This is a genomic window from Bradyrhizobium aeschynomenes, from assembly GCF_013178945.1.
GTDB lineage: Bacteria > Pseudomonadota > Alphaproteobacteria > Rhizobiales > Xanthobacteraceae > Bradyrhizobium > Bradyrhizobium aeschynomenes.
Window position 1 is genome coordinate 36,574 of record NZ_JABFDM010000013.1, and the last position, 12,264, is coordinate 48,837.

The 12,264-nt window shown below is 65.2% G+C and carries 6 protein-coding genes; 5 read left to right on the forward strand and 1 reads right to left on the reverse strand.

The features are described 5' to 3' along the window. Window positions 1-38 precede the first annotated feature (38 nt). The 3 genes from HL666_RS28510 to HL666_RS28520 all read left to right on the forward strand — a co-directional run bounded on the left by HL666_RS28510 (window position 39) and on the right by HL666_RS28520 (window position 3,424). Window positions 39-1,649: an ABC transporter substrate-binding protein gene (locus HL666_RS28510; protein ID WP_172184849.1), complete on the forward strand. Its 1,611-nt coding sequence runs from the start codon at window positions 39-41 to the stop codon at window positions 1,647-1,649. An 84-nt stretch (window positions 1,650-1,733) separates the two neighbouring features. Next, window positions 1,734-2,936 (forward strand): amidase, encoded by a 1,203-nt coding sequence (locus HL666_RS28515; protein WP_210262271.1) that lies wholly within the window; start codon window positions 1,734-1,736, stop codon window positions 2,934-2,936. Next, window positions 2,933-3,424, forward strand: coding sequence for a GlcG/HbpS family heme-binding protein (locus HL666_RS28520; protein ID WP_172109395.1), 492 nt, complete (start codon window positions 2,933-2,935; stop codon window positions 3,422-3,424). The genes HL666_RS28515 and HL666_RS28520 overlap by 4 nt, the downstream gene beginning before the upstream one ends. A gap of 269 nt (window positions 3,425-3,693) precedes the next feature. Here the strand turns inward: HL666_RS28520 and HL666_RS28525 are convergent, their stop codons facing one another. Next, on the reverse strand, window positions 3,694-5,427 hold the full coding sequence (locus HL666_RS28525) for a winged helix-turn-helix domain-containing protein (RefSeq protein ID WP_172184851.1): 1,734 nt from the start codon (window positions 5,425-5,427) through the stop codon (window positions 3,694-3,696). 189 nt (window positions 5,428-5,616) lie between these two features. Between HL666_RS28525 and HL666_RS28530 the strand changes: the two genes are divergently transcribed. Both HL666_RS28530 and HL666_RS28535 read left to right on the forward strand, forming a co-directional pair. Further along, window positions 5,617-9,390, forward strand: coding sequence for an autotransporter domain-containing protein (locus tag HL666_RS28530; protein WP_172184853.1), 3,774 nt, complete (start codon window positions 5,617-5,619; stop codon window positions 9,388-9,390). A 1,117-nt stretch (window positions 9,391-10,507) separates the two neighbouring features. Next, window positions 10,508-12,199, forward strand: a complete 1,692-nt coding sequence (locus tag HL666_RS28535; protein WP_172109818.1) for a PQQ-dependent methanol/ethanol family dehydrogenase — start codon at window positions 10,508-10,510, stop codon at window positions 12,197-12,199. The last annotated feature ends 65 nt before the right edge of the window (window positions 12,200-12,264 follow it).

Sequence of the window (12,264 nt, forward strand, 5' to 3'; positions counted from 1 at the left end):
TCCACCCCCACCTGAAACATCCAGAAAGGACGCACGATATGAAGCTCTATCGCAGTCTCGTTGCAGCGGCGTTGCTCACAGCGTCCGCTGTGCTGCCAGGCGCCATCGCGCATGCGGAGATCGCCAAGGACACTTTGGTGATCGTATCGGAGATGGGCCCCAACGGCCTCGACACGATGGTGCCGACCGCCAACGATCACAGCCGCATGGTGGTCTGGCAGGCCTATGACCGGCTCGTCAGCCATGGCGAGAAGACGCTGGCGGACGGCACGGTGTCCTACGACGCCAAGATCATGACGCCGGAGCTCGCCGAGAGCTGGGAAGCCAGCGAGGACGGCAAGACCTACATCTTTCATCTGCGCAAGGACGCGACATTCCACGACGGCACGCCGGTCACCGCCAAGGACGTCAAATGGTCGTTCGACCGCGCCATCGCCGCCGGCGGCTTTCCGGCCGTGCAGATGGCGGCCGGCTCGCTGGTCAAGCCCGAGCAGTTCTCGGTGGTCGACGATCACACCTTCAAGGCCACGTTCGACCAGTTCAACAAGCTGACCATGCCGGACCTCGTCGTGCCGGTGCCGGTCATCATCAACTCCGAGCTCGCCAAGAAGCACGCCACCGCGCAGGACCCGTGGGCGTTCGACTGGGTGTCGCGCAACGATTGCGGCGGCGGCGCCTACAAGGTCGAATCGTGGACGCCGGGACAGCAGACCGTCTTCACGCGGTTCGACGCCTGGAAGTCCGGACCGCTGCCCAAGCTCAAGCGCGTGGTCTATCGGCAGATCGCCTCGGCCGGCACGCGCCGCGCACTGCTGGAGAAGGGCGACGTCGACATGTCGGTCGGACTGCCGCCGAAGGACTATGCCGAGTTGGCGGAGCAGGGCAAGGTCACGATCATCGGCGTGCCCGTGCAGAACGACCTCGTCTTCGTCGACATGAACGTGAAGATCGCCCCGTTCGACAATCCGAAGGTGCGTGAAGCGATCTCCTACGCCATTCCCTACAAGGAGATCGTCAGCTCCGCGCTCTACAACCGCGCCAAGCCAATGTTCGGCGGCGATCCGGCAAAGCCCTATCCCGACGCGACCTGGCCGGTGCCGATCAAGCACGGCCAGGATCTCGCGAAGGCCAAGCAGCTACTCACCGAGGCCGGCTTCCCGAACGGCTTCAAGACGACGCTGTCGATCGACCTCAGCGAGTCCACGGTGCGTGAGCCGACCGCGATCCTGATCCAGGAGGCCCTCAAGAACATCGGTGTGGAGCTGACGATCGAAAAGGTGCCAGGCTCGAACTGGTTCGCGCAGATGGCCAGCAAGACGATGCCGATGGTGATCGCCGAATTCTACGGCTGGCTCGATTATCCCGACTACTTCTTCTTCTGGACGTTCCATGGCGGCAACAATTCGGTATTCAACACCGCCAACTACGTCAATCCCGACCTCGACAAGGTCATCGACGAGGCCCGCTTCACCCGAGATCCGGAAGTTTACAAGACCAGCCTGAACAAGATGGTCGACATCGTCATGACAGATCTGCCGCGCATCCCGCTCTACACCCGCTTCGCCGACTACGCGATGCAGAAGAACGTCAAGGGCTTCGAATATTGGTTCCACACGCATCCGGACTTCCGCAAACTCTACAAGGAGTGACGCGGAGTGAGCGGACAGCAGGCGCGCCCGGGCCGGGCACGCCTGCCAGCATTTCAGAATACTCTTCGGGCGATCGGGAGATCCATGGTGCAGGACACACTCGGAGCCTTCCTTCCTGGCACGATCATTCAGCGTCCGCCGCATCGGTCGGGGCCGTTGTCGGGCCTAAGTTTCGCGGTCAAGGACCTGTTCGACGTCGGCGGTGACGTCACCGGCTGCGGCAACCCGGATTGGGCGGCTAGTCATGACACCCCGGAGACGGATGCCTGGGCGGTCGACGCGCTGCGCGGCGCCGGTGCGACGCTGATCGGCAAGACCATCACGGATGAAATTTCGCTCGGGCTGCTCGGCATCAACAAGTTCTACGGTACGCCGCTCAATCCGCGCGCGCCAGATCGCGTTCCCGGCGGCTCCTCGAGTGGCTCCGCGTCTGCCGTGGCCGGTGGACTTGTCCATGTTGCCTTGGGCACCGACTCCGGCGGCTCCGTGCGCACGCCCGCGAGCTTCTGCGGGATCTACGGCCTGCGCCCGACGCACGGCCGTATCTCGGTCGCCGGCCTGATGACTCAGGCGCCGTCGTTCGACACGGTGGGCTATTTTACGAGGGACGCGCAGACGTTCAGCCGGGTCGGCGCCGTGCTTCTCGGCGAGCCGATCGCGGACGCCTTGCTCCCGGAGATCGTCATTGCATCTGACTGTTTCGCGCTCGCCGATGCGCCGGCCTGGGACGCGCTGCAACCGGTTGTCGGCCGGCTCGGCAATGCCACGGCAACCCATTCGTTGCCTCTGGCTGACGGTGAGCTGCTCGACTGGGCACGCCATCAGCGCGTCCTGCAGAAGAGCGAATTCCACGCGACGTTTCGCGACTGGATCGATCGGGTGAACCCGCGCTTCTCCTCGGAGGTGGCCGGCGCCTTCGCTGATGACGGCCGCATCACGGTGGACGAACTCGCTGCCGCCAAGGCGTTCCGCGCGGCCGCCGCGAAGCGTCTCGACGATCTCCTGGACGGGCGGCGCATGCTGTGTCTGCCGACCTCGCCCATTCTGCCGATCGCGCGCAATGCGCGTCTGTCGGAGATCCGCGCTGCCGTGAACCGGATCGTCGATCTCACCTGCATCGCCGGACTGACGGGGCTTCCGCAGGTGAGCCTGCCTGTGGCGACATCCGGCCCGATTCCGGTTGGGCTGTCTTTGATCGGCTGGCGCGGCGGCGATGCGCCGCTGATCGCTGCAGCGCGCACGCTGGCCCGGGACTTCTCCATTGGCCTGTTCGAGGAGCAACCATGACCGACGTCAAGGACACGAGGACGCTGACGCTTCCAGGTGGGCTTAAGGTGCTGAACGCGGCCATCGCGGAGGCGACGCGGATCGGACAGCCCATGTGCATTGCTGTTGTCGATAGTGGCGGCAACCTGCTGGCGTTTGGGCGCATGGACGGTGCGAAGGGACTGAGCGTGACCTCGTCGATCAACAAGGCGCGGACCTCGGCGCTGTCGGGGACGCCGACGGGCGGGGCTCATGCGGACGTGGAAATCCAGGTCACCCTGGCGCATGAGAGCCGCTGGACCAACCTGATCGGCGGGCTGCCGATTTGCGTCGACGGCTTCATCCTCGGCGCAGTGTCGGCGGGCTCCGGGTCTGGTGCGCAGGATCTCGCCGTCGCCCGCGCTGGCGCGGCCGCCATCCCCGGCGCCGACATGTACATCGACTTCAAACCCATGGGGGCAGAAGATACAGGGATCATCAGGGGGACGACGCACCAGGGGCAGGTCTGACCACCCAATCTCCTGCGTGAAAATGCCTGGCGATTAGCTCGAAACCAAGGTGCGGTTATGTGGGAATTGGCGGTCTGAAGACGGCGGTTGTGCTGAAGAATACTGGCGCCAGAAAGTGCCCATCTCCGTTCGATAAGCACCGTTTCGGTCCGCTTGCGAGATAAGCCATTGAAATCGCAACCGACGTCTCCGCCCTCCGAGCGCACCAAGCACAATAAGTCAGATATGAAGCGGATTTCAGCGCGCGCCAGTTGATGCGCTAGCGGGCCTTACTGCTCCGGCAAGCCTGCATCGACCATGGACTGAACGATGCGAACCGAGGCTGCGAGGCACACCGGGCTCACATTTTTCCAAGGCGGCGTGACGTTGAGTTTCGTCGTGCCGGGACGCAGCCTCAGTCCCTCCGCCATCGCCGCTCTCGCCTCCTCGAACCGGCCCGATCTCTGGTAGGCAGCGGCGAGCAGCATATGCGAGCGGCCGGTCGCCGGCGTAATCGCGATCGAGCGTTGCAGCCATGGCAACGCCTCCTCGTCGCGCCCCATCAAGAGATTCGCCCAGCCCGCGCCGAGCAGCCAGGTCCAGCGCGAGGCCGGCGGCGTGTCGTAACGATCGGCTTGACGGAATGTCGCGAGCGCATCGTCGAAGCGGCCGAGAAAGATCTGCCCGAGGCCGATCAGATAAAGCGCAGACCCGTTCCACGGATCGAAGCTCAAGGCTTTGGCGCAGGTCACCAGACTTTTGACGAAATGGTTGGTGGCGCTGAGGAAGCGGCAATGGGCCTCGAGCACCGGAATGGAATTCGGCTTCGACCGTAACGCCCGCTCAAGCGTCGCGTTGGCCCTGGCCTCGACCGCGACCGCTTCCTCTGGGCTGAACCAGACCATCTGGATTCCGCGCATCTGCAGCGAAGCAAGCGCGACGGCGAGGTCGACATTGTCAGGATCCTCCGTGAGCGCATTTTGCAGCATCGACTGCGCCGCGCCATAGCGCTCGCGCGTGGTTTGATTGATCGATGCGAGCGCCTGCTCGAGGGCAACCTTGTCACCGCCCGCGGACGATCCGCGCGGGCTGGACGACGGCGCGCTGGGCACCAGCATTTCGTTGAGGCGGCGGGCAAGGACATGACCCACGCCGGCGGCGAGGCGGGACTGCGCAAGCTGCGCGTCCGCCTCGTCAGCGGCGACCGAAGCGGCGGCGACCGCCTGAACCTCGCCGGTGGTCGTCTTGATCATGCGCGCCCGCAGCGTCCAGGATTGATCGCCATGCTGCAACTCGCCGCGAATTTCGTAGTCGGATGATGCGGCAGGCAGCCCGGTGGGTTCGACGCCTGCGACCGCCGCCGATCGTGGCGCGACCACGCTGACGTTCTGGATCTTGGCAAAGCCGTCCACGAGGCGGCCGGTGACCTCCGCCGCCATCACCGCGCCGCGCGAATCGCTGCTGGCGTCAACGATCGGCATCATGGCGATGCGCGGCGGCGTTCGCCTGAAGAGGAGGTCCGGCTTCAACACCGGTGCAGCCACCGCAAGCCCCGCGATCGCACCAAGCCCGGCCACTGCGGCGACCATGGCCCGCCGGCTGAAACCGAAGACTGAGCGTTGCGACGTTGCCTGTATCACGGCACCGTTGGTGGGCGCCGGCGAACTGGTCTCCACGGCCTCCGCGAGCGGAGCCACCTCGCCTCCCGCCGTGACCTCGGGCTCGACCTCAACCTCCGCCGTCAGCAGATAACCGCCGCCGGATGCGAGCCTGATCAACTGCCGCCGATCGTCGCCGAGCGCTGAGCGAAGCTCACGGATGCACTGGAACAGGCTGTCCTCGCCGACGTGAACGTTCGGCCAGACCGCCTCCATCAGCTCCTGCTTGCTCAGGACCCGGCCGCCGCTGGTGGCGAACAGCCGCAGCATCTCGAAGGTCTTCGGCCGTAGCTTGATCGGCGTGCCATCGGCCCCGCGAAGCTCCTCGCGCCGCTGGTCCAGCTCGAAGCCGGCGAAACGAAGCAAATCATCCCCCAAACGCGTTTCTCAAAATGGCCCGTATAGCGGAAGTCTGTCCGAAATGCCCCAAAGTCGGTTCTGAAACCGAAATATCAGAAACTTTCAGAAATGGGGCGCCCCCACATCAGGACACCCCTTCCGCCCAATGCGATGAATTGGGGCGAAGACTTGCGGACCCTGTGATTGGGGGAAGTGGTGAGGACCGGGAAAGATCATTTCAAGGCGACCCGCCGCCTGCGGGCCGCGCTGCTGGCGTCGTCGGCGCTGACCTTGGCCTGGATGCTCGCGGCCACGGGGCCGGCGCGGGCCCAGGATGCCACTTGGCTCGCCACTCCGGGATCGAACGATTTCTACGACGCAAACAACTGGACCCCGGGCAGCGTGCCGACCGGCACGGCCACGTTCGGCGCCTCGAACACGACCGCGTTGACGCTGGGGTCTTCCGGTACCTTCGGCGGCTGGACGTTCAATGCCGCAGCCTCGAATTATGCGTTCGATATCGCGGCCTCCACGACCCAGGATTTCACCGGAGCCGGCATCGCCATCAATGGCGGCAGCGCCAGCATCACCAACCTCGGCAGCCTGACTTTCTACAACGCCAGCACTGCCGACAGCGCCGCCATCGCCAATGGCGGGTTCATGGAGTTCCGCAACAGCAGCACCGGCGGCAGCGCCGCCATCACCAACAGCAACGCCCTAAATTTCGTCGAGACCAGCACGGCCGGCAATGCCACCATCACCAATAACAGCGTCATGCTCTTCTACGGCAGCAGCACGGCCGGCAGCGCCACCATCACCAACAATGGCGGCCTGGACTTTAGCGGAGCCAGCACGGCGGGCAGTGCCAATATTTTGAACAACCACTATCTGAACTTCCTGGGCACGAGCACCGCCGGCGGCGCCGCCATCACCAACAATGACACCCTGACCTTCCGCGACGCCAGCACGGGCGGTAGCGCCACCATCACCAACAGCGGCACCTTGCAATTCCTCGACGTCAGTTCGGGCGGCAATGCCGCCCTCATCAACCAAGCGGGAGGCACTGTCGATATCTCGGGCGTCGACACGTCGATGACCGCCGGGTCGATCGCGGGAGCCGGCAACTACATCCTTGGCTCCAATCGGTTGATTGTCGGCTCGAACGATCTCTCGACCGAGGTGAGCGGCGTGATCTCCGGCATCGGCGGCAGGCTGGACAAGACCGGCGCGGGCACGCTGACGCTGACCGGCGCCAACACCTATACCGGTGGCACAACCATCACCAGCGCCTCCTCCAGCAGTCGCAGCACGTTACAACTCGGCACTGCCAGCCGAGCCGGCTCCATTCTGGGGACGGTCACCGTCGGTGATTGGTCCACGCTGAATGTCGTCAACGCCGACATGAGCGGCACGTCGATCACGAGCAACTTCGGTTACGTCGATTTCCGCAATGCCAGCACCGCAGGCAGCGCGACCATCGCCAACAACAACGGCGTCCTGAGTTTTCACGACACCAGCACGGCCGGCAGCGCCACCATCACCAACGATGGCACCGTGCATTTCCAGGACGCCAGCACGGCGGGCAACGCCACCATCACCAACAACGGCTACCTCGACTTCATCAATGGCAGCACGGCCGGCAACGCCACCATCATCAACAGCAGTTTGAGCTCCGGCCTGACTTTCGACGAAGCCACGGCGGGCAGCGCCATCATCATCAACAACTCATACCTGCTTTTCGCCCGCACCGGCACGGCAGGCAACGCCACGATCGCCAACACTGGCGGCATGGATTTCATTGATACCAGCACGGCGGGCAATGCCACGATCACCAATGCCGGCACCATCCAGTTCCTCCAATCGAGCGAGGCGGGCAGTGCCAGCATTGCCAACACCGGCAGTCTGCAAGTCTTCAGCAGCGCTGGCCATGCCGCCATCACCAACAACAACATCCTGGACTTCCGCGGCAGCGGCACGGCAGCCAGCGCCGCCATCACCAACGCCAACGCCGGCGTTCTGTCGTTCTTCGATTTCAGCACGGCGGGCAACGCCACCATCACCAACAATGGCAGCCTGCAATTCCACAACACCAGCACGGCCGGAAACGCTGCCCTCATCAACAACGCCGGAGGCATCGTTGATTTCTCGGACAGTTTCGGTCCGGGCAGCCTCCAGAGGCTGAGCGCGGGATCGATCGCCGGAGCCGGAAACTACCTCCTCGGCGCCAACGAGCTGACCGTCGGCTCGAACGATTTTTCGACCGAGGTGAGCGGCGTCATCTCCGGCAGTGGTTCGCTGGTCAAGACCGGCGCGGGCATGCTGACCCTGACGGGCGCCAACACCTATGCCGGTGCGACACGCGTCGACCGCGGCGTGCTGCGCGTGGACGGCTCGATCGCGACCTCGAGCGGGGTGACGGTGAATGCGAACGGCACGCTGATGGGCACGGGAACGGTCGGCGGCACGGCGATCACCAGCGGCGGCTCGCTGCTGGGCGGCAACGGCACCGCCAGCACATCGCTCGCGATCTCCGGCAATCTCGCGTTCCAGTCGGGCGCCCGTTATCTCGTCGAGGTCAATCCGGCGACGGCCTCGTTCGTCAACGTGACCGGCGCGGCGACACTGGGCGGCGCTACCGTCAATGCGGCGTTCGCGAGCGGCTCCGTCGCCAAGCAGTACACGATCCTGACCGCCGGCAGCGTCAGCGGCGCGTTCAACCCGCAGGTCGATACCAACCTGTCGTCGAACTTCCGGACCGAGCTGAGCTACGACGCCACCCACGCCTATCTGAACCTGACGCTGAGCTTCGTCCCGCCGCCGGGCAGCGGACCGGGCGGCAATCAGCAGAATGTCGGCAATGCTCTCGTCAACTCCTTCAACGGCAACGGCAGCATCCCGCTGGTCTACGGCTCGCTCACGGCCGCCGGCCTGACGCAGGCGTCCGGCGAGACCGCGGCGGGGTCGCAAGCGACCACGTTCCAGGCGATGGGCCAGTTCATGGGCCTGCTGACAGATCCCTTCAGCACGGGCCGCGAAGCGGCGGCATCCGCGCCGCCGGCCTATGCCGACAACGGGCCGGCAGGCGCCGCGCGCGACGCCTATGCGATGCTCGCCAAGGTGCCACCGGCCAAGACCTTCGAGCAGCGCTGGAACGTGTGGGCTGCAGGCTTCGGCGGATCGCAGACCACGGACGGCAGCACCGCGCAGGGATCGAACAGTGTGACCAGCCGGCTGTTCGGCACCGCCGCCGGCGCCGAGTACGCCTTCTCGCCACAAACGCTGGCCGGCTTCGCGCTCGCCGGCGGTGGCACCAGCTTCTCCGTGACTGGCGGTGGCACGGGCCGCTCGGACCTGTTCCAGGCCGGCGCCTATCTCCGGCACACCAATGGCCCGAGCTACATCACCGCGGCGCTGGCCTATGGCTGGCAGGATGTCACCACCGATCGCACCGTGACGCTCGCCGGCGTCGATCGCCTGCGTGCCGAGTTCAATGCCAATGCCTGGAGCGGACGTATCGAGGGCGGCTATCGCCTCATTGCGCCGTGGGCCGGCGGCTTCGGCCTGACTCCATATGCCGCGGGCCAGTTCACGACGTTCACCCTGCCGGCCTATGCCGAGACGGCGGTCTCGGGGAGCAACGCCTTCGCGCTGGCCTATGCCGCCAGGAGCGTGACCGCCACGCGCAGCGAAGTCGGCCTGCGCACCGACAAGTCCTTTGCCATGCAGAACGCGGTTCTCACCCTGCGCGGCCGCGCCGCCTGGGCGCACGACTTCAATCCGGACCGTTCGGTCGCTGCGACGTTCCAGGCGCTGCCCGGCACGAGCTTTGTCGTCAGCGGCGCACGACCGGCGGCGGACTCCGCGCTCACCACTGCCTCCGCAGAAATGAAATGGCTGAACGGCTGGTCCGCCGCTGCGACCTTCGAAGGCGAGTTCTCCCATGTGACGAAGAGCTATGCCGGCAAAGGCGTCGTCCGCTATGCGTGGTGATGACTTTGGCAAGCCATCGAAATCGCAGTAGATGCGACCGCCGTCCGAGCGCACCATCCCTCTCTCCCCTAGTTCAAATCTGTTTGCGGTTTGTTGAGGCCTCGCGCCCTTCGTTCGGGCGAGGGGCTGCGGTCCCGCGGCGCGATCGCGTCCGAGTTGTGCCGCTCGTTCCGCCCTCGAGAATGAGAGGGCGCGGGGAATGCCGGGCGCTGGCCGCACCCATGGCCCGCCTGCTGAAAAAATGCAGGCGGCAGGAACCACAGGTTCAGCCGAGACATCCCGGCATTCCCCGCGCGATGGTTTTCACGCTTATGTCGCGATCTCCCCGGTGTCCGGCTTTTTAGCCACCGTCGCCCTCGGGATCATCGCCCGACGACTTGGCGCCAGCATCGGGGCGCCAGGACCACGCGTCTTCACGTCCGCACACCTGCCGTTCGTCGGCGAGCCCGTGAGCCCGCTGCAGCACGCCTGCGGCCACCGCATCCCCAGACCCCACGTCTCGTGACGATCGCGAAGCGCCCCTCTCGGCGAGTCCAGGATGGCGATACCCAACCATATATTCGGAAAAATAGCAACAAGATTATTTTCTTCAGAAGGTCTGGACGGGCCCAATCAGCTTGATCACAGCTCGTGCGACCCCGCGGAGTGCGAGGCGTCAGCAGGCCAAAGGCGAGCTTTGCGCCGGCTTTCCCTGTCCGGCACCGAGCCCTGCGTATTCCAGCGGGCGGCCGCGTCCGAACCAGAAGATGCCGCCGTGCGGCCCGGTTTGTTCGAGGCGTCATCTCGAGAGAGGGCGTCCCTCGGCGTGCAACCGCGAGGACGCCAGGCTGCAACGAGACCGCGCAGTGGAGGCGCGCCTGTTCATCCCGGCAATGACGATCCTTCCGCACACAGGTGATGAAATTTCGGTAAGTCGATGAACGGTCGTGATAATCGGCGTTCGGCCCCGATCCCGCGCGCCTACTACCTTCCGCCTATGAGAGCCGGGCAGAGCTGATGCTGTAATCGCCCCGTTGCTCGCAGCGCGACCGCTCATCTCGGGCCTGGCGCACGCGCCATACGACCACAACAAAGACATAAGCGGAGGGAACTGATGAACTTCACGAGCAGGAGATTCTTGGCTGGCATCTCGACGGTTGCGTTCCTCGTTGCTGGCACGCTGGGCGTTCGCGCCAACGACACGGCGCTGAAGGCTGCCAGCGAGCCGGGCGCCTGGGCGATGGCGGGGCACGACTACGGCAACACCCGGTTCAGCCCGCTGAAGGAGATCACCACCGAGAACGCCGGCAAGCTGTCGCTGGTGTATTCGTTCTCGCTGGCCTCGCTGCGCTCGAACGAGGCCTCGCCGATCGTGATCGGCAACACGCTCTACGTCTCGACCTCATGGGGACCGAAATACGTCTATGCGCTGGATGCCGCGACCGGCGCGCGCAAATGGACCTACGAGCCTGAGATTCCGGACGACACGCTGCAATATGCCTGCTGCGACGTGAACAGCCGCGGCATCTCCTATGCCGACGGCAAGCTGTTCGTCGGCAGGCTCGACGGCAAGCTGACCGCGCTCGATGCCGCCACCGGCAAGGAGCTGTGGACGTCCAAGGTGGTCGACTACAAGCAAGGCTCGGTGATCACCTCGCCGCCGCTGGTCGTCCGCGACAAGGTCATCACCGGCTTCGGCGGCGGCGAGTACGGCGTGCGCGGCTCGCTTCAGGCCTACGACATCAACTCCGGCAAGATGGTCTGGCAGACCTACACCGTGCCCGCGCCCGGCGAGCCCGGCAGCGAGACCTGGAAGGGCGACACCGGCCTGCATGGCGGCGGCGCGGCCTGGCTGGTCGGCTCCTACGATCCGAAGAGCGACACGGTCTATTGGGGCACCAGCAACCCCGGTCCCTGGAACACCGCTGTGCGCTCGACCGGCAATGGCGATTTCGGCAAGCTGACCAATCTGTATACGGCGTCCACGCTGGCGCTCGATCCGAACACCGGCAAGATCAAGTGGCACATCCAGACCACGCCTGCCGATGCCTGGGACTATGACGGCGTCAACGAGGCCATTCTCGCCGACCTCAAGCTGGGCGGTGCAGCCGTTCCCACGCTGATGAAGGCCGATCGCAACGGCTTCTTCTTCGTGGCCAATCGCGAGACCGGCAAGGTGATCTCGGCCGAGAAGTACGTCTTCGCCAACTGGGCGCAGAAATGGGACACATCCACGCTGCGCGCGGTCGAGGATCCGGACAAGCGGCCGGGCCCCGGGCATCCCGTCAAGGACGTCTGCCCGAACCTGATCGGCGGCAAGAACTGGCAGCCGATGTCGTACAATCCGGACACCGGCCTGGTCTACATCCCGACCAACAACGTCTGCATGGACTGGTCGGTCAGCGACGTCTCGTACAAGCGCGGCGTGTTCTATCTCGGCGCGGAATTCCCGACCAAGGAAGGGCCCGGCGGATTCCTGGGTGAGCTCATCGCCTGGGATCCCGTGAACAACAAGAAGGTCTGGTCGATTCAGGAAGACCTTCCGTTCAACGGTGGCACGCTGAGCACCGCCGGCGGCCTGGTGTTCTCCGGCAACCTGCACGGCGATTTCCGCGCCATCGACGCCAAGACCGGCAAGATCCTGTGGAAGAAGAATCTCGGCTCCGGCATCGGCGCCGGCCCGGTGACCTACTCGGTCGACGGCAAGCAGTACGTCGCCGTCGTCGTCGGCCGCACCGCCTCGATCCCGGCTTTCCTGGGCGAGATCGGCAAGAAGATGACCAACGCAGCTCCCGAAGGCGGCGCCCTGTTCGTGTTCGCGGTCCAATAGCCGCAACTGCCGCGATGGCCGCGCGTGTCCCCGGCCGCGGGGACACGCGCTGCGCTCAGCCAACC

Bases quoted from the DNA above. Each gene is read 5' to 3' on its own strand.
- HL666_RS28510 (WP_172184849.1), top strand. From the start codon at position 39: ATGAAGCTCTATCGCAGTCTCGTTGCAGCGGCGTTGCTCACAGCGTCC.
- HL666_RS28520 (WP_172109395.1), top strand. From the start codon at position 2,933: ATGACCGACGTCAAGGACACGAGGACGCTGACGCTTCCAGGTGGGCTT.
- HL666_RS28515 (WP_210262271.1), top strand. From the start codon at position 1,734: ATGGTGCAGGACACACTCGGAGCCTTCCTTCCTGGCACGATCATTCAG.